The organism is Amycolatopsis sp. NBRC 101858 (assembly GCF_030269325.1).
GTDB lineage: Bacteria > Actinomycetota > Actinomycetes > Mycobacteriales > Pseudonocardiaceae > Amycolatopsis > Amycolatopsis ponsaeliensis.
Window position 1 is genome coordinate 948,133 of sequence record NZ_BSTD01000004.1, and the last position, 17,385, is coordinate 965,517.

Genomic DNA, 17,385 nt, shown 5'->3' on the forward strand with positions numbered 1-17,385 from the left:
TTTAAATCGCTTTCGCGGTCCCGGCCCGGACGGGACGATTCCGGCATGTCCACCGTCACCCCGTTCGCGGTCCTGGCGCTGATCGGCGCCGTGTCCGGCGGAGTCACGGCGTGGCTGATCCTCCGCCGGAGCCCACCGGTGCAGGTGCTCACGCCGCCGGTGCCCGAGGTCATCGTGCGGCCGACGGCCGACCACTCGGCCCGGGTCGCGGAGCTGGCGCACCTCGCCGAGCTGGCCGACGTCGATCCGGCGCGCCGCCAGGACTTCGTCGACCGGTTCCTCGCCCGGCTGGGCTGCGGGTGGCGCGACACCGGGGACGAGGTCTGGCCGGTGCTGCTGCGGCACCTGCGTCCCGGGTCACCGCGGTTCTGGCCCGGGATCGACCTCCGCGGGGACTCGGCGGTGCTGCCCGGCGTCGACCTGCGGGGCTGCGAAGTCCGCAACGCGATCTTCCACGAAGTGCGCTTCCACGGCGACGCCCGCTTCGACGGCACGGTCTTCACCGGCCTGGTGAGCTTCGAGGATTCGAGCTTCGCCCGGCACGCGCACTTCGGCGACGCGCGGTTCGAGACGGGCGCCGACTTCGGGAACACCACCTTCAGCGGAACGGCGGAGTTCGCCGGGGCGACCTCGGCGGCGGAGACGTGGTTCGACGAGGCCCGGTTCTCGGCCCGCACCGAGTTCACCGGCGCCCGGTTCGCCGACACGTCGTTCGCGAACACGGGCTTCGCGGGCCGGACCTCGTTCCGCGACGCCCGCTTCGCCGACGCTTTCTTCGGCGGCGCGCGGTTCGGCGGCCACGCCGACTTCACCGGGACGTCGGCCGAGCGGTTCCGCTTCCCCGGGGCGCGGGCCCGCACGGACGTGCACGTGCGCCGCACCTGGCCGGCGGGCTGGGTCCTCGGGCCGCCGCGGCCGCTCAAGCCGGGACAGTGGGCCGAGGTCGTGAGTGGGAAACCCGGTTAGAACGCGGTGATCGGCAGCACGGTGTCGTCGCGGAGGAACACCGGGATGCGGTCCGCCGGGGCCGGCGCCTCGACCGTGACCCCGCCTTCGTGGCGCGCGCCGGTCACCGCGTCCGTCCACTCGGCACCCGCGGGCAAGTACACCGGCCGGGAGGTGGCCCCCGGCGAGAGCACCGGGGCGACCAGGACGTCGGGGCCGAGCAGGAACTGATCGGAAACGTCCCAGGACGGCGCGTCGCCGGGGAAGTCGACGAACAAGGGCCGCATCGGCGGCACGCCCTGCTCGTGGGCCACCCGCATCTGGGCCATCAGGTACGGCCGCAGCCGCTCCCGCAGCCGCAGTGACGCCGAAATCGCCGTGTACGCGGGATCGCCGAAGGACCAGGCTTCGTTCGGCCCGCCGGTCATCTCCGGGCCGAACGGCGGGCGCGGGTCGCGGAAGCCGTGCAGGCGGAACAGCGGGCAGAACACCCCGTACTGGAACCAGCGGACCAGCAGCTCGCGGTACTCGGGCGACGCCGGGTCACCGCCGTGGAAGCCGCCGATGTCCGTGGTCCACCAGGGGATCCCGGCCAGCGCCACGTTCAGCCCGGCCCGGACCTGTGTCCGCAGCGACGCCCAGGTCGCCGGGACGTCGCCCGACCACAGCGCCGCCCCGAACCGCTGGCTGCCCGCCCACGCCGAGCGGGACAGCAGCACCACCTCGTCGTCGCCCTCGGCGCGGATGCCGTCGTGGAACGTCTGCGCGTTCGCCTGCGGGTAGAGGTTGAACACCTCCGCGCCGGGGCCCGCGTGGAAGCCGAGGTTGTGCGGGTGGCCGGGCTGGATCTCCGGCTCGTCGCCGTCGAGCCACCACGCGCGGACGCCCAGGTCGTAGTAGTTCTCCTTGACCTTGCCCCAGACGAACCGCCGCGCCGCCGGGTTGGTCGCGTCGTAGAACGCCACCGGCATCTCGGTGCCGAACCCCTTGTCCTTCCACGGCGCGTGCGCCGGGACCCCGCTCTCGGCGGCCACCAGCAGTCCCCGCTCGTGCAGCTCCCGGTAGTTCTCCGACAGCGGGCTGACCGACGGCCACACCGACACCATCAGCTTCACCCCGAGCGACTCCAGCTCCCGCACCAAGCCGGCCGGGTCGGGCCACTCGGCCGGGTCGAACGTCCAGTCGCCGAGGTGCGTCCAGTGGAAGAAGTCCGCCACGATCACCGACAGCGGCAACCCGCGCGCGTGGTACTCGCGCGCCACGGACAGGAGCTCGTCCTGGGTGCGGTAGCGCAGTTTCGACTGCCAGAACCCGGCCGCCCATTCGGGCAGCATCGGCGCGTACCCGGTCGCGTCGGCGTAGTTGCCGAGGATCTCCCGCGGGCCGTCGCCGGTGGTGACCCAGTAGTCGAGCTGGCGGGCGTCGTCGGCGACCCAGCGGGTGCCGTTGGCGGCCAGCTCCACCCGCCCGACCGCGGGGTTGTTCCAGAGGAACCCGTAGCCGCGGCTGGACAGCAGGAACGGCACCGACACCTCGGCGTTGCGCTGCACCAGGTCGAGCACGAGGCCCTTCTGGTCGAGCCGGCCGTGCGTGTGCTGGCCGAGGCCGTAGATCCGCTCGTCGTCGTAGGCGGTGAACCGCTGTTCGAGGCGGCCGTACCCGTTGCGCGAGGGCATGAACAGCCGCGCGCCGGGCCACCAGAAGTGCGCGCGCTGCTCGGAAAGCAGTTCCTCGCCGGTGCCCGTCCGGACGAACTTGAGCTGCGCGTCGATCCCGGTGTCGGTGTCGGCGATCTCGACGATCGCGGTGAGCGGGCCGTTGACGACCTTGCCGCAGCGCTCCTCGACCGAGGCGGTGGCGGCCGACGGCTTCGCGGGCAGCAGCGCCCCCGGCACGTCGTCGAGGATGCGGTGCCGGCCGGCACGCACGCGCAGGCTGCCGTCGCCCCAGGGTTCGACGCGCAGAACCTCGTGCCGCACGGTGACTTCCAGCGAGCGGCCGTCTTCGGAAGTGATCACGCGGTCTCCTTAGTCTTTGACGGCGCCGCTGGTCAGCCCGGCGACGACGTACCGCTGGGCCACGACGAGCAGGACGGCCGCGGGGACCGCGGCGAGGACGGCGGTGGCCATGATCCCGTTCCAGTCGGCGGACTGGTTGCCGACGAACCGGTAGATGCCGACCGTGATGGGCTCGAACGACTGTCCGGTGGTCAGGGTGACGGCGAAGAGGAAGTCGGCCCAGGCGAACAGGAACGAGAACAGCCCGGCGGTGACGAGCGCGTTGCGGCTGACCGGGAGGATGATCGAGCGGAACGTCCGCCAGTACCCGGCACCGTCCACCCGGGACGCTTCGGTCAGCTCCTTCGGCACGGAGATCATGAACGCCCGCAGCAGGAGCACGGCGAACGGGATGGTCGCGGTCGAGTCCGCCAGCACCAGCCCGAGGTAGTTGTCGATCAGGCCGAGGTTGCTGAACACCGTGTAGAGGGCGTTGGCCATCACGATGCCCGGGATCATCTGCACGATGAGCAGCACGAACACCAGCGCCGGCCCGCCGCGGACCTTCAGCTGGGCCAGCGCGTACGACGCGGGTGCGGCGATCGCCAGCGACACGAGCACGGTGCCGAGCGCGACGACGACGCTGGAGAGCAGGTGCGGTCCCTGGGAGGACAGCGCCTTGCGATAGCCGTCCAGGGTGCCGCCGACCGGGAAGAACGCCGGGTCCGGGCGTAGCAGCGCGCCGCTCGGCTGCAGGGAGGCGTTGACCATCCAGTACAACGGGAAAAGCAGGACCGCGACGATCAGGACGCCGAGGACCGTCCGGGCTTTCATGCCGCGGCCTCGGCCAGGGTCGCCCTCGCCGAGCGCAGGTACAGCAGCCCGAACACGGTCGCCACCAGGATGAGGACGTTCCCGACCGCGGCGCCCTGCCCGAACGCGAAGTCCTGGAAGGACAGCCGGTAGGACCACGTCGTGAGCGTCTGCGTCGCGTTGGCGGGCCCGCCGCCGGTGACGACCATGATCACGTCGAACACCTTGATCGTGTAGACCAGCCCGAGCATGAGCACGATCCCGGTGACCGGCCGCAGCAGCGGCCAGGTGACGTGCCGGAACCGCTGCCACGCGCCCGCGCCGTCGAGTGCTGCGGCTTCGTACAGCGACGCCGGGATCGCGCGCAGCCCGCCGTGCAGGATCACCAGGTTGAACGGGATGCCGATCCAGATGTTGGTGAGGATCACCGCGGGCAGCGCCCAGCCGGTGCTGCTCAGCCACGGCACCGCGTCGAGGCCCACGAATCGCAGTGCCGCGTTCAGCACGCCGTGGTCCTGGTCGAACATCCACCGCCAGACCGCGCCGCTGACCACCAGCGGCAGCAGCCAGGGCAGCAGGAGCAGCGACCGCAGCAGCGCGCTGCCGAGGAAGCGCCCGCTGAAGAAGACCGCCAGCGCCAGGCCGATGCCGAACTGGAAGACGAGCGACCCGGCGGTGAACAGCACGGTGTTGAGGACCGCTGTCGAGAACAGCTGATTGCCGAACACGGCGGCGTAGTTGGCGAAACCGACGAAGGGCGCTTCGCCGGTGTAGAACGACTTCACCGTGTAGTCCTGGGTGCTCATCACGACGTTCGCGGCGAGCGGGTAGCCGAAGAACACCCCGACGTAGACCAAGGCCGGCAGCAGGAACAGCCACGCGGCGAACCGGTTGTCCCGCCGGGGTTTCCGGCCGGCGCGGGGAGGTACCACGACGGCCGGGGCGACCAAGGTCACGACCCGCTCGCTTGCTGGGCGGCCTTCAACGCCTGGTCGGCCGGCTGCTTCCCGGTCAGCGCCGCCTGGATCGCGTCGGCCAGCGCCTGGGAGACCTTCGGGTACTTCTCGCCGAGTTCGGCGGTGCGGGAGCGGGCGGTGCCGACCTCGTCGACGAACGCCTGCATCGCCGGCTGCTCAGCGCCGAACTTGGCCGCGGTGGCCGTCTTCGACGGGATGTAGGCGTGTGCCTTGCTCCACTCGAGCATCGTCGGCTCGGAGAGGATGCAGGAAAGCACCTTGCCGGCGGCCTGCTGGGTGGGCCCGCCGGTGACCGGCACGGCGCCGACCTCGCCGCCTAGCGCGACCACCGGCTTCGCGCCCGCCTGCGGCACCGGGATCGGCACGACGCCGTAGTGCAGGGACTTCTGCTCGTCGAGGCGGGCCAGGTTCCACGAGCCGTTGACCATCATCGCCGCGTTGCCCGCGACGAACTGGTCGGCGACGTCGTTCTGGTTCCACGTCACCACGGACTTCGACGCCGAGCCGGAGGTCACCAGGCCGGTGACGAATTGAAGCGCTTTCACGGACTGCGCGGAGTCCAGCTGGGACAGTTCGGCGCCGTTGCTCCAGAAGAACGGGAGGAACTGCCAGGTGCCTTCCTCGGACGGGATCGCGGAGAAGGCTAGGCCGTACTTGCCGTCCTTGGTGAGCTTCGCCGCGGCGGCCGTCAGCTCGTCCCAGGTCTTCGGCGGCTCGACCCCGGCCGCGGTGAGCAGGTCCTTGTTGTAGATGAGGGCGAGGCCGTTGACGCCCGGGGCGACGCCGTACACCTTGCCCTGGTAGGTCCCGGCCTTGACGATGCTGTCGTAGTAGCCGCCGGTGGTGATGCCGTAGCCGTCCAGCGGGGTCAGCGCGCCGGTCGCGGCGACCTGCTGCAGCGTCGGGTTGTCGGTGAAGAGCAGGTCCGGCAGCGTCTTCGAGCTCGCACCCTGCAGGACCTTCGGCAGCATCTGCGCGGTCGGCACGGTCTGGCGTTCGATCTTGATCCCGGTCTGGGACGCGCACGCGTCGAGGATCTTCTGCCACGCCGCGGAACCCTGCTCGTCGGCGTAGTAGTCGAGTTCGGTGATGGACGAGGCGGCCGGGGTGTTCGCGTCGCTCGAGGCCGGGGGAGTGGGGCTGGGGCTGCAGGCGGCCAGCAAGGTGGCGCTCGCGGCTAGGATCAGGGCGCGACGGGGTAGGGACATGGTGATCCTCCTTCGACGCTGGAGCAGAACCGGATTACGCGCGCGGCGCGGCGGTGCTGTCGCGCGGGGTGAGGCGGGGCCCGAGCAGCCGGACCTCGGGGGTGGTGTGGCCGGCGAGCCGGCGCATGGTCATCTCGACGGCCTGGGTCCCGACCTCTTCGGCCGGGATGGCGACCGTGGTCAGCGCGACCGCGTGCTGCTCGGCCATGCTGTCCGGGCAGACGGCGACGACGGAGATGTCCTCGGGCACCCGCAGGCCACGGTGGCGCAGGTCCGAAAGCAGCCCGGGGAGCACGGCCTCGTTGTGCACGACCAGGCCGGTCAGGTCCGGGTCGGCGGCGAGCAGGTCGTCGAGGCAGGCGCTCACCGCTTCGTAGGAGTGCGCGCACGGCCGGTTCGTCGCCCGCACGTCGCGGGCCTTCGCGGCGTCGTCGAACCCGCGCAGGAACCGCGTCGCGTAGCTCGTGCCGCGGCGGTAGACCGCGGGGGAGGGGCCGATCAGCGCGACCGAGCGGTGGCCGAGGTCGGCCAGGTGCGCGAGGCACGCCGAGCCGGCGGCGGTGAAGTCCAGGTCCACGCAGCTCAGCCCGGCCGGGTGGTCGGGCACGCCGATGAGCACCACCGGCAGGTCGAGCGCGATGAGCATCGGCACCCGCGGGTCGGCGGCTTCGACGTCCATCACCATCAGCGCGTCGGCGATCGCCGACGACGCCACCCGCTGCAGCGCGGCGGGGCCTTCGTCCTTGGTGAGCAGCAGCAGGTCGTGGTCGTGCGCGCGGGCCGCGGTGACGGCCGAGGCGACGAACTCCATCACCACGGCGACGTTGAGGTCCGTGCGCAGCGGCACGACGAGGGCGAGCACGTTGGTCTTGCTGCTGGCGAGCGCACGGGCCCCGGCGTGCGGGTGGTAACCGAGCTTGCGGATACTCTCCTCGACCAAGCGGCGGGTCTTCGGGGAGATCGAACGCTTTCCGCTGATCACGTACGACACCGTGCTGGGGGCCACCCCCGCGGCGCTGGCGACGTCGTTGATCGTGACCACGGGCGGCCTCCTGGAGACGTGGTGGAGCGCAGTGAGAGTCGAAGCGCATCGACAATGGCACGAAGGTAAGGGACACCCGGCCGAAACACAAGCAGGATTCGCCGTCGGAAGAAATTCGATTCGCATTCGACGATCACCGCTCGCGTCGAATCTGTCGAACATCGCTGATAGGAGATCTTCGCCCAGCTCAAGGCCAAGTTTTCGGAGCCGGCCGGAGTTCCTGGGTGCGCTCCCAGGAAGTCTTGACCTCGTGCTCACACGACTGTAATAGTCGTCACTATCCTCACCTTCGGCACGAATGTTCCGCGCCGCACTGTCGAAACGATTCGACGAATCCGGGAGGCCGTCCGTGCGCCAGTCCCCGCTCCGCCGTGCCCTCGTCCCGGTGGTGGCCGCCACCCTGCTGCTGGCGCCCGCGCCGGCGCTCGCGGCACCCCCGATGCCCTTCCGCGACCCGGCGTTGCCGCTCGCGACCCGGATCGACGACCTGCTGTCGCGGCTGACGGCCGACGAGAAGATCTCGCTGCTGCACCAGTACGAGCCCGCCATCCCGCGCCTGGGCATCGGCGTGTTCAAGACCGGCACCGAGGCACTCCACGGCGTCGCCTGGTCGACGGACTACGACAACAACGGTGCGGTCGTGAAAGCCGACGGCACGGTCTTCCCGCAGGCCATCGGTCTCGCGTCGACGTGGGATCCGGCGCTGGTGAAGCAGGTCGGCGCGGCCGTCGGGCAGGAAGCGCGCGGTTTCAACGCGCGCAACCCGACGCTGTGGGGCCTGAACCTGTGGGCGCCGGTGGTGAACCTGTTGCGCGACCCGCGCTGGGGCCGCAACGAGGAGGGCTATTCCGAGGACCCGTACCTCACCGGTGAGCTCGCGACGGCGTACGGCCGCGGCATCCAGGGCGACGACCCGCGGTACCTGCAGGCCGCACCGACGTTGAAGCACTACCTCGCCTACAACAACGAGGTCATTCGCGACACCAGCAACTCCTCCGTGCCGCCGAAGATCCTGCACGACTACGACGAACAGGCGTTCAAGATCCCGCTGCAGGCCGGCGCGGCCAACGGCGTCATGCCGTCGTACAACCTGGTCAACGGGCGGCCGAACACCGTGAGCCCCGACCTCGGCGGCCTGCTGCGGAAGTGGGCGCCCCAGGACATCGCCGTCGTCAGCGACGCCGGCGCGCCGTCCAACCTGGTCAACTCCGAGAAGTACTACGCCACCAAGGCGGAGGCGGACGCGGCGGCCATCAAGGCCGGGCTCGACAGCTTCACCGACAACGACACGAACGGCTCGATCACCGTCGAAGCCGTCAAGGAAGCGCTGGCACGCGGGCTGCTGACGATGGCCGACGTCGAGAAAGCCGACCGGCACCTGCTGTCGCTGCGCTTCCGGCTCGGCGAGTTCGACCCGCCGGGCCGCAACCCGTACGCGAAGATCACCCCGGCCGTGATCGACTCGCCCGGACACCGGGCGCTCGCGCGCAAGGTCGCCGACGAGCAGGCCGTCCTGCTGCGCAACACCGCGAACGCGCTTCCCTTGGACGCGGCGAAGAATCGGAAAATCGCGGTTGTCGGTCCGCTGTCGGACACCCTCTACGAGGACTGGTACAGCGGGTCGATGCCCTACCGCGTCACGCCGAAGCAGGGCATCGCCGAACGCCTCGGCACCTCGGTGGCGTCTTCCGAAGGCGTCGACCGGATCGCGCTCAAGGACCTTTCGACCGGCCGGTACCTGACGGCGCCGTCTTCGCCCGGCAAGGTGACGGCGGGCGGGTCCGTCGCGGGCACCGCGGAGTCCTTCGACGTCTTCGACTGGGGTGCGGGCAAGAACACCCTGCGCGCGGCGGCGAACGGCAAGTACCTGAGCTTCTCCGGCGGCGGGCTGGTCAACGACGCCGACCAGCCCGCCGGGTGGTTCGTGCAGCAGCAGCTCAAGCTCGACCCGCAGCCCGACGGCACCTACGTGCTCGAGTACGCGGGCAACGAGGTGACCGAGCCCTGGTTCGGCCCGAACCGCTTCGCCGTCGTCGGCGCCGACGGGGTCCTCACGATCTCGGCGCCCGACGCGGCGCACGCGACGAAGTTCGGCCGCGAAGTGCTGCGCAGCGGCGTCGCCGACGCGGTCGCCGCGGCGCGAGGGGCCGACACCGCGGTCGTGGTGGTCGGCAGCATGCCGTTCATCAACGGCCGGGAGGCGAACGACCGGACGAGCACGGAGCTCGCCCCGGCCCAGCGCGCGCTGATCGAAGCCGTGCGGAAGGCGAACCCGCACACCGTCGTGGTGGTGGAGAACAGCTATCCGACGACCGGCTGGGACACGCTGCCGGTGCCGGGGATCGTGTGGACGAGCCACGCGGGGCAGGAGACCGGGCACGCGGTCGCCGACGTCCTCTTCGGCGACCACGACCCGGGCGGGCGGCTCACGCAGACCTGGTACGCCTCCGACGCCGGGCTGCCGGGCATCCTGGACTACGACATCGCGAAGACCGGGATGACGTACCAGTACTACCGCGGGAAGCCGTTGTACCCCTTCGGGTACGGGCTGAGCTACACGAGCTTCCGGTACAGCGGCGTGCGGGCTTTCCGGGCCGGTGACGCGGTGCAGGTGAGCGTCGACGTGACCAACACGGGTGCCCGCCCGGGGACCGACGTCGTCCAGCTCTACTCGGCGAAGTCCGGCGTGCAGCGGTTGCGGGACTTCACCCGCGTGACGCTGAAGCCGCACGAAACGCGCGCGGTGCGGTTCTCGGTGCCGGTCGCCGACCTGGCCTCGTGGAGCGTCTCGCTCGACCGGTCCGTCGTCGAGCAGGGGTCCTACGACTTCTCGGTGGGCCGCAACGCTTCCGACCTCTCCGCGGCGCAGCCGGTCTTCGTGCCGGGGGAGCGGGTCCCGCCGCGTGACCTGAGCCGTCCCACGCAGGCGCAGAACTTCGACGACTACGCCGGGACGACGTTGACCGACACGGCGAAAACGGCGGGCACCTCGGTGTCCACCGTGGCCGGGAGCTGGCTGGCTTACCACCACGTCGCACTGAACGGCCCCGCGCGGCTGTCCGCATCGGTGTCCACAGTGGAGCCGTCGCACGTCACGGTCCGGCTGGACTCGCCGACCGGCCGGATCCTGGGCACGGCTCCGGTGCCGTCCACGGGGGACCGGTACGCCTACACGACGGTGACGGCAGCACTGGCCAGGGCGACCGGCCGTCACGACGTGTACCTCACCTTCGACGGGCCGGTGAACCTGGCGACGTTCTCCTTGCGGTGACTAGGGTTTCCGGCCGACCCCGGCGTACGGGAGGGCGTTGATCGACGGGTCGTCGGACATGTCGCCGGCGCCCTCCGGCTTCCACATCGCGCAGCCGACCACGCCCGGCTCGACCATCTCGAAGCCGTCGAAGAAGGCGAGGACCTCGTCGTGCGTGCGGGGGACCGGCTGGTTCTGCTGGTTCTGGTTGCTCTTGTAGACCTCGACGGCCTCGTCGAGCCGGCCCGCCTCGGAGTCCGCCGCGACGTGGGTGACGGCCAGGAAGCTGCCCGGGGCCAGCCGGTCGCGGTAGCGGGCCAGGATGTCGGCCGGCTCCCACGAGTCCGGCACGAAGTGCAGCAGCAGCAACATGAACACCCCGACCGGCTGGTCGAGGTCCAGCAGCTTGCCCGCACCGGCGAAGATGTCGTTGACGTCGCGCAGGTCGGCCTGCAGCACGAGGCAGTCGTCGTTGTCCTGCAGCAGCAGCTCGCTGTGCGCCACCGCGACGGACTCCCGGTCGACGTAGACCACGCGGCACGACGGGTCGGCCTGCTGGACGATCTCGTGCAGGTTCCCCACGGTCGGGATGCCGGAGCCGATGTCGAGGAACTGCCGGACGCCGGAGTCGACCATGAACTTCGCCGCACGCCGCAGGAACGCGCGGTTGAGGCGGGCCGCGTCGCGCACGCCCGGCATGATCTTGAGGATCTGCTCCCCGAGCGCGCGGTCGGCGGCGAAGTTGTGGTCTCCGTCGAGCCAGAAGTCGTACACCCGCGCCGGGTTCGGCACCGTGGTGTCGATCTCCGGCGGTACCCAGCTCAGTTCCCCGGTCACGGGACCTCCCACCCTCGAGCGCCCTAGGAAGCCGCTTGTGAAGTGTCGCAGTCTAGCGCCCTCACCCGTTCGTGTGGACCCGCGCTCGACGCGCCGGCCGCCCCGTTAGGGTGACGCGACATGACCGACGCGCGCCCCGTGCCCGGCCGGTGGCCCGTGCTCGGGCACACGGTGCCCCTGCTGCGCGACCCGCTGAAGCTCTTCACTTCCCTTCCGGCACACGGAGATGTCGTCGAACTCCGCCTCGGGCCGCTGCCGGTGCACGTGGTCACCACCCCGGAACTGTCCTGGCAGGTGCTGGCCACCGACGCCGACAAGTTCGACAAGGGCCTGGTCTTCGACAAGATGCGCCCGCTCTTCGGCGACGGCCTGGCCACGTCGAACGGCGAGCTCAACCGCCGCCAGCGCCGCCTGGTGATGCCCGCCTTCGGCCGGACCCGGATCGCGGGCTACGCCGAGACCACGATGACGAAGCTGGCGGACGAGCTCACGAGTTCGTGGCAGCCCGGCGAAGTCGTGGAGTTCGACCGGCGGATGCAGGACCTCGTGCTGACCGTCGCCGGGCAGACGCTCTTCTCCACGGCACTCGGCGACGAAGCCCTGGCGGAAATCCAGCGCTCGATCCCGATCATGCTGAAATACGTGCTGATCCGGGCGTTCTCTCCGAAATTCGTGGAGAAACTGCCGATTCCGCCGAACCGGAAGTTCGACGCCGCCGCCGCGCGCCTGCGCGACGTCATCGGCGAAACCGTCGTCGCCGCCCGGGAGCAGGGCGCCGACCACGGCGACCTGCTGTCGATGCTGCTCATGGCCCGCGACGAGGACACCGGCGAGGGCATGTCCGACCGCCAGGTGCACGACGAGGTCATCACGATCCTCACCACCGGGGCCGAAACCACCGCCGTTGCGCTGGCCTGGTTCTTCCACGAGCTCGGGCAGCACCCGGAGGTCGAACGCCGGTTCCACGCGGAGGTCGACGACGTCCTCGGCGGCCGGGCCGCGCGGTTCGAGGACCTGCCGGACCTGGGGTACACGCACCAGATCGTCAACGAGATCGTGCGCCGCACGCCGCCGCTGATCCTCATGCGCCGCGCCCGCGAAGACGTCGAGCTCGGCGGGGTCACCATCCGGGCCGGCAGCGAGGTCGCGGTCAGCCAGCACACCCTGCACCGGGATCCCCGCTGGTTCCCCCGTCCTGAGCGCTTCGACCCGGACCGCTGGACGCCCGGTCACACCGCGGAACTGCCGAAGGGCGCGTACATCCCGTTCGGTGCCGGTGCGCGGCTGTGCCCGGGGCACGTCTTCGCGCCGACGGAGATCGGCATCATCGCCGCCACGATCGGGGCGCGCTGGCGGCTGGTTCCCGTGCCGGGCAAGAAGGTCCAGGCCCAGCTCAAGGCCACCATGCAGCCGAACCGGCTGCCGATGACCGTGGTGGCCCGGACCTGACGGTACCCGTTCGGCTACCGGGTGTAGTGTTCCGGAGTTCCTTCACCTGTCCGAGTCCCGAGGGAGAACAGCGTGAAGCTGCCCGTCAAGGTGACGTCAGCCTTGTTCGCCTGCGGTGTCCTGCTCGCTTCCATGACCGCCGCGATGCCCGCCGAGGCCGCCGCGATCTCCTGCACCGACACGGATCTGCCGGTCGGCGGCCCGGGTCTGCCGCCGCTGGTGCCGGGCGCGCCCGCGACGATGCACGGCCGGCTGTGCCTGCCCGCCGGCGAGGCGCCGGACACCGTCCAGCTGCTCGTGCACGGCGGCACGTACAACAGCGCGTACTGGGACCTGCCGTACCAGCCGGAGCGCTACTCCTACCAGCGCGACATGGCCGCGCACGGCTACGCGACCTTCGCCGCCGACCAGCTCGGCGCCGGGCGCAGCAGCCGCCCGCTGAGCCTGCCGCTGTCGGTCTGGGCGGCCGCCGAGTCGACGCACGAGGTGGTCGGGCACCTGCGCGCCGGGCACGTCGGCGGCGTGCGGTTCGCGAAGGTGGTCATCGTCGGGCACTCGGTCGGGTCCGGGGTCGTCGCCGTGGAGGCGTCGACCTACCACGACGTCGACGGCGTGGTCCTCACCGGCATCACGCACCTGCCCGCGCTGCCGGTGCTGGCCCTCGGTGCGGCGCTCGGCCTGCAGCCGGCGCTGCTCGACGGCCAGCTCGGGCGCCTGGGCAGTGATCCGCTGTACTTCACCACGAGGCCGGGCGCGCGGGCCGGGCTGTTCTACGCCGCGGGCGATGCCGACCCCGGCGTGGTCGCCGCCGACGAAGCGACCAAGGACCAGGTCTCGGTACCCGGGATGGGCACGGTCGCGTTGTTCGGGATCGTGCTACCGGCCACGAGGGGAATTACCGTACCGGTTTTCCAGGTGGTGGGGGAAAAGGACGTTCTTTTCTGCGGGCTCCTGGCGCTGCGTGACTGTTCGGACGCCGGGGTGCTCCGAGCGCAGGAAGCGCCGTACTACGCCGATCCGTCGAAACTGTCGATGTTCGTCCTCCGGGGTGCCGGTCATTCCGTTGCGTTGCACGAGAACGCGGCGGATTACCGCGACGCCACCCGGTCGTGGCTGCGGGACCGGCTGGCGATCGCTCCGCAGGGTTACCACTCGATTGGATGAATGCTGTTTCGTGCGCCGGACACCATTTCGCGCCAAGATATATCGGCTACCCGAACCGGAGTGTGACTGATCCCCAGGACAGGCTGAGGTGACTGTTCCCCATCCCCGCGGTGACGACCCGCGGCAGAAGCCGTCCGCCGAACGTGCGGCGAGACGGCTCGGCACCCTGGCACGCAAGTGGGGCTACCTGATCAGCACGACCGCGTACCTGCCGCACACGCCCGAAGAGATCGAGCGCGAGCTGGCGGTGCTCGTCGCACGGCTGTTCGAGGCGGTCGTGAGCGACCCGCCGGAGCTGGAGGAAGCGGCGGCGGTGGGTGCCCGGCTCGTCGAGCTGCGCTGCGTCGGCGCGGACAGCCTGCGCCGCAGCCTCGAGGTGCTCGGCAAGGCCCTGCTGCGCGAGCCGGAGCTGCGCCGGGTCGACGGGCTGGCCGAGCGGGTCGTACTGGTGCTCGGCGCGCTCAGTTCGGGCTACGGCGAGACGCTGCGCGAAGACATCCAGAAGCGCCAGGAAGCCCTGAGCCGGGCCCTGCTGAAGGTCGAGCAGGAGACGCGGCAGAAGCAGGTCATCACGCGCGCTCAGTTCGAAGAGGTGTTCTCCGGCTCCGCCAGCGGCGTCGCCCTCACCGAGCTGGACGGCCGCGTGCTGCGTGCCAACGCCGCGCTGGCCAAGACGCTCCAGCGCACGCCGGCCGAGATCGCCGCGATGACGCTGTTCGACCTGGTGCACCCGGAGGAGGTCGGCGAGCTGCGGGAGGCCTACGGCGAGCTGGTCGCCGGCCGGCTGCACCGGCTGCGCGTCGGACGCCGGCTGGTCGGCCGGGACGGCGAGCCGATGTGGGCCACCTTCGCCGCGTCGGTGATCCGCGATGCGGTCGGCGCGCCCCGGCAGCTGATCACCATCGTCGACGACGACACCGAGGTGTCGCTGCTGCAGCGGCGCTTGTCCCACCAAGCCCTGCACGACGTGCTCACCGCGCTGCCGAACCGGCAGTTCTTCAGCACCCGCCTGGAGAACCTGCTGCGCGAAGCCGACGCGTCGCGCGGTGTCACGCTCTTCCACCTCGACCTCGACGGCTTCTCGCAGATCACCGGCGGGCTCGGCCAGGACCTCGGCGACCGGGTGCTGCGCGGGGTCGCCGCGAAGCTGAAGACGGTCTTCGACGGCGAGAAGGCGCTCATCGCGCGGCTCGGCGGCGACGAGTTCGGCGTGCTGGTCCAGAACACCGCGGACACGCCGGGCGTCCTGACGCTCGTCCGCCGGATCACCCACGAGCTCGCGGAGCCGGAGTACGTGGACGGGCACCGCGGGGTCGCGGTGTCGGCCAGCATCGGCGTCGTGCACCGGCCGCCCCGCGACATCACGCCGGCCGAGCTGCTGCGCGCGTCGGACCTGACGCTGCGCCGCGTGCAGCGGGCCGGGGCGCAGTGGGGCCTGTTCGACCGCGAGCTGGACCGCCGCGACCGCCACGAATTCGGCCTGGCCGCGGCGATGGCGGGCGCGTGGGAGACCGGCGAGATCGAGGTCGGCTACCGGCCGCTGGTGGCCGTGGTGGGCGGCGCGGTCCTGGGCGTCGAGGCGCGGCTGCGCTGGAACCACCCGGTGGAAGGCGTGCTGGCGCACGAAACCTGCGTCCGGCTGGCGGGGGAGACGGGGCTGGCGCTGCCGCTGGGCACGTGGCTCCTGCGCACGGCGGTCGAGCAGATCGCCGCGGCCGGCGTGGCCGTGCCGCTGACCGTCGAGCTGACGGCGCACCAGGCCGCTGACCCGGAGCTGGTCGGCGAAATCCGGGGCGTGCTGGAGTCGAGCGGCCTGGCGCCGGAGCGCCTGCGGCCCGGCTTCCCGGCCGCGACCCTGCTCGCGGACTCCGGCGATGCGGCGGACAACCTGAAGGTGCTGGCGGAGATCGGCGTGGGCGCGGAGATCCACGAGTTCGGCGCGGCGGCCGACGTGACGTGCCTGGTCGACATGCCCACGCGCACGGTCCGCTTGGCGGCCGACGTACTGGCCCACCGCAACCACCCGCTGGTGGCAGGCTCCCTGGCAGCCCTGATCGACGCGGCCCACGAGGCCGGCGCGGTGGTATCGGTGACGGGCGTGGACGACGAGGCCCAGGCGGAGTGGTGGCAGGAGCGCGGCGCGGACGTGGCTTGCGGGCCGTTGTACACGGCGCTGCCGGGTGGCTTGCCCGCCTGCTGATCGGTCAGATCCGCACCGGCACGACCAGTCGTCGGCCGGGTAGCTGATTGGGAAGGCGGGGGCGGCCGAGGAATCGCATCGGTGGCGACGTGTGTCAGCACCGCCGGCCCCGGCCACCGGAGCGCGGCGCCGATGTGGCTTGCGGGCCGTTGTACCGGACGCTGCCGGGTGGGCTGCTCGCCTGCTGATCGGTCAGATCCGCACCAGCACCTCGTCGAGGGACTTGCGCCGCAGGTCCGGGACCACGCAGTCGTCGGCCGGGTAGCCGACCGGGATCACCGCGAATGCGCGTTCGTTGCGGGGTCGGCCGAGCAGTTCGCCCAGGAAGCGCATCGGTGACGGCGTGTGCGTCAACGCCGCCAGACCGGCCACCTGCAACGCCGTCAGCAGCATGCCGACCGCGATGCCCACCGACTCGTCGACGTAGTAGTGCTTGTGGACGCCGCCGCCGTCGTCGAGGGCGAAGCGTTGCTGGAACACGACGATCAGGTACGGCGCGTCGGTCAGGTGGGGCTTCACCGCGTCGGTGCCCAAAGGCCGCAACGCGTCGAGCCACTCGTCGCCGAGGCGACCGTCATAAGAGATCCGTTCCTCGGCCTCCGCCGCCGAGCGGATCGTCCGGCGCACCGAGGGATCGGTGACGAGGACGAACGTCCACGGCTGCTGGTGCGCGCCGCTGGGGGCCGTGGAGGCCACCGCGATCGCGTCGAGCACCGCGCGCTCGGGGACCGGGTCGGGGGAGAACATCCGGACCGAGCGCCGCGCTTCCATCCGCTGCCGCAGGGCGGCGGCCTCGGCGACGGCTTCGGCGGCGGGCACGCGGGCCGGCCGGTACGGGACGGGGCGATACGTCATGCCCGGATTGTGGCGGGGAACACCGCTGCGCCATCAGGGCCGAACGTGCGATTCCCGAAGCATGGGCGTCCGCTATACGGACAGTAAGGTGATCCTTGCCTGGATTTTTACGCCGAACGGTGCAACTCAACTAGGCCGATTGGTCCTGTCGCATGAAGTGACCTCCTCATTACCCTCCAGTAGTCAGTGGTGCCGATCACAGTCGCCGGAGGAGGCCCCATGGCGTCGCGCGTCCGAGGACCCGGCTCCGAAGACCGGCGCGAACTGCGGCTCAGGCACATCGCCGGCTGCCTGTCCTGCACCCTCAAGTGCGGGTACTGCGGGCTGCCGGTGCGGCTCACCGGACCGGGCGCGCACCCCGGGTACGGCGTGGTCGAAGAAGTCACCGGGGAACTGGTGCTGCTGCACCGGTTCTGCCGCGGCGCGCTCGGCCGCTGCGGGACGCGGGGGTGCGTGCTGCGGCGCGCCCACCTCGGCCGCGCGACCGAGCAGTACGAAACCGGCCGCCGTCCCGGGCGCTACCAGCGCCTCGGCGTCCGCCGGTCGCCCGATCTCGATCTGTACCGGAAACACTGGCGGGTCGCGAAGATGCGGTACGCGTGCAAGGCGTGCCGCTACTACACCGGCTCGCACTGAGCCCTTCCTCGA

General features: G+C 71.1%; 13 protein-coding genes. 6 read left to right on the plus strand and 7 right to left on the minus strand.

The features are described from left to right. Positions 1-45: 45 nt before the first annotated feature. A complete protein-coding gene (locus tag QSK39_RS33210; protein WP_285481807.1) occupies positions 46-966 on the plus strand; it encodes a pentapeptide repeat-containing protein in 921 nt (306 codons plus the stop codon). Here the strand turns inward: QSK39_RS33210 and QSK39_RS33215 are convergent. Genes QSK39_RS33215 through QSK39_RS33235 form a run of 5 tightly spaced genes read right to left on the minus strand, consistent with a single transcriptional unit; the run spans position 963 to position 6,982 of the window. Then, positions 963-2,963: a glycoside hydrolase family 31 protein gene (locus tag QSK39_RS33215; RefSeq protein WP_285481808.1), complete on the minus strand. Its 2,001-nt coding sequence runs from the start codon at positions 2,961-2,963 to the stop codon at positions 963-965. The two genes, QSK39_RS33210 and QSK39_RS33215, sit on opposite strands and share 4 nt — an antisense overlap. A gap of 9 nt (positions 2,964-2,972) precedes the next feature. Then, positions 2,973-3,776, minus strand: a complete 804-nt coding sequence (locus QSK39_RS33220) for a carbohydrate ABC transporter permease (RefSeq protein ID WP_285481809.1) — start codon at positions 3,774-3,776, stop codon at positions 2,973-2,975. Then, complete coding sequence (locus tag QSK39_RS33225; RefSeq protein WP_502873323.1) at positions 3,773-4,711, minus strand: carbohydrate ABC transporter permease; 939 nt, start codon at positions 4,709-4,711, stop codon at positions 3,773-3,775. The genes QSK39_RS33220 and QSK39_RS33225 overlap by 4 nt, the downstream gene beginning before the upstream one ends. Next, positions 4,708-5,940, minus strand: a complete 1,233-nt coding sequence (locus tag QSK39_RS33230; protein ID WP_285481810.1) for a sugar ABC transporter substrate-binding protein — start codon at positions 5,938-5,940, stop codon at positions 4,708-4,710. The genes QSK39_RS33225 and QSK39_RS33230 overlap by 4 nt, the downstream gene beginning before the upstream one ends. A 34-nt stretch (positions 5,941-5,974) precedes the next feature. Continuing rightward, positions 5,975-6,982, minus strand: a complete 1,008-nt coding sequence (locus tag QSK39_RS33235) for a LacI family DNA-binding transcriptional regulator (RefSeq protein ID WP_285481811.1) — start codon at positions 6,980-6,982, stop codon at positions 5,975-5,977. 349 nt (positions 6,983-7,331) lie between these two features. Between QSK39_RS33235 and QSK39_RS33240 the strand changes: the two genes are divergently transcribed. Next, entirely contained in the window at positions 7,332-10,253 is a 2,922-nt protein-coding gene (locus tag QSK39_RS33240; RefSeq protein ID WP_285481812.1) for a glycoside hydrolase family 3 protein, read from the plus strand. Here the strand turns inward: QSK39_RS33240 and QSK39_RS33245 are convergent, their stop codons facing one another. After that, positions 10,254-11,069, minus strand: a complete 816-nt coding sequence (locus QSK39_RS33245; RefSeq protein WP_285481813.1) for an SAM-dependent methyltransferase — start codon at positions 11,067-11,069, stop codon at positions 10,254-10,256. 120 nt (positions 11,070-11,189) lie between these two features. On the opposite strand from QSK39_RS33245, the gene QSK39_RS33250 reads away from it, so the two are divergent. The 3 genes from QSK39_RS33250 to QSK39_RS33260 all read left to right on the plus strand — a co-directional run bounded on the left by QSK39_RS33250 (position 11,190) and on the right by QSK39_RS33260 (position 15,882). Continuing rightward, the gene (locus tag QSK39_RS33250) at positions 11,190-12,518 is read left to right on the plus strand and encodes a cytochrome P450 (protein WP_285481814.1); all 1,329 of its coding nucleotides are present in this window, start codon (positions 11,190-11,192) and stop codon (positions 12,516-12,518) included. A gap of 132 nt (positions 12,519-12,650) precedes the next feature. Further along, on the plus strand, positions 12,651-13,682 hold the full coding sequence (locus QSK39_RS33255) for an alpha/beta fold hydrolase (protein ID WP_502873331.1): 1,032 nt from the start codon (positions 12,651-12,653) through the stop codon (positions 13,680-13,682). A gap of 88 nt (positions 13,683-13,770) precedes the next feature. Further along, a complete protein-coding gene (locus tag QSK39_RS33260; RefSeq protein WP_285481816.1) occupies positions 13,771-15,882 on the plus strand; it encodes a putative bifunctional diguanylate cyclase/phosphodiesterase in 2,112 nt (703 codons plus the stop codon). Between the two features lie 192 nt (positions 15,883-16,074). On the opposite strand, the gene QSK39_RS33265 is transcribed toward QSK39_RS33260, so the two are convergent. After that, a complete protein-coding gene (locus QSK39_RS33265; protein ID WP_285481817.1) occupies positions 16,075-16,737 on the minus strand; it encodes a nitroreductase family protein in 663 nt (220 codons plus the stop codon). A 219-nt stretch (positions 16,738-16,956) separates the two neighbouring features. Between QSK39_RS33265 and QSK39_RS33270 the strand changes: the two genes are divergently transcribed. Beyond that, a complete protein-coding gene (locus QSK39_RS33270) occupies positions 16,957-17,373 on the plus strand; it encodes a hypothetical protein (protein WP_285481818.1) in 417 nt (138 codons plus the stop codon). The last annotated feature ends 12 nt before the right edge of the window (positions 17,374-17,385 follow it).

Bases quoted from the DNA above. Each gene is read 5' to 3' on its own strand.
- QSK39_RS33270 (WP_285481818.1), top strand. From the start codon at position 16,957: ATGGCGTCGCGCGTCCGAGGACCCGGCTCCGAAGACCGGCGCGAACTG.
- QSK39_RS33220 (WP_285481809.1), bottom strand. From the start codon at position 3,776: ATGAAAGCCCGGACGGTCCTCGGCGTCCTGATCGTCGCGGTCCTGCTT.
- QSK39_RS33265 (WP_285481817.1), bottom strand. From the start codon at position 16,737: ATGACGTATCGCCCCGTCCCGTACCGGCCGGCCCGCGTGCCCGCCGCC.
- QSK39_RS33230 (WP_285481810.1), bottom strand. From the start codon at position 5,940: ATGTCCCTACCCCGTCGCGCCCTGATCCTAGCCGCGAGCGCCACCTTG.
- QSK39_RS33210 (WP_285481807.1), top strand. From the start codon at position 46: ATGTCCACCGTCACCCCGTTCGCGGTCCTGGCGCTGATCGGCGCCGTG.
- QSK39_RS33255 (WP_502873331.1), top strand. From the start codon at position 12,651: ATGACCGCCGCGATGCCCGCCGAGGCCGCCGCGATCTCCTGCACCGAC.
- QSK39_RS33250 (WP_285481814.1), top strand. From the start codon at position 11,190: ATGACCGACGCGCGCCCCGTGCCCGGCCGGTGGCCCGTGCTCGGGCAC.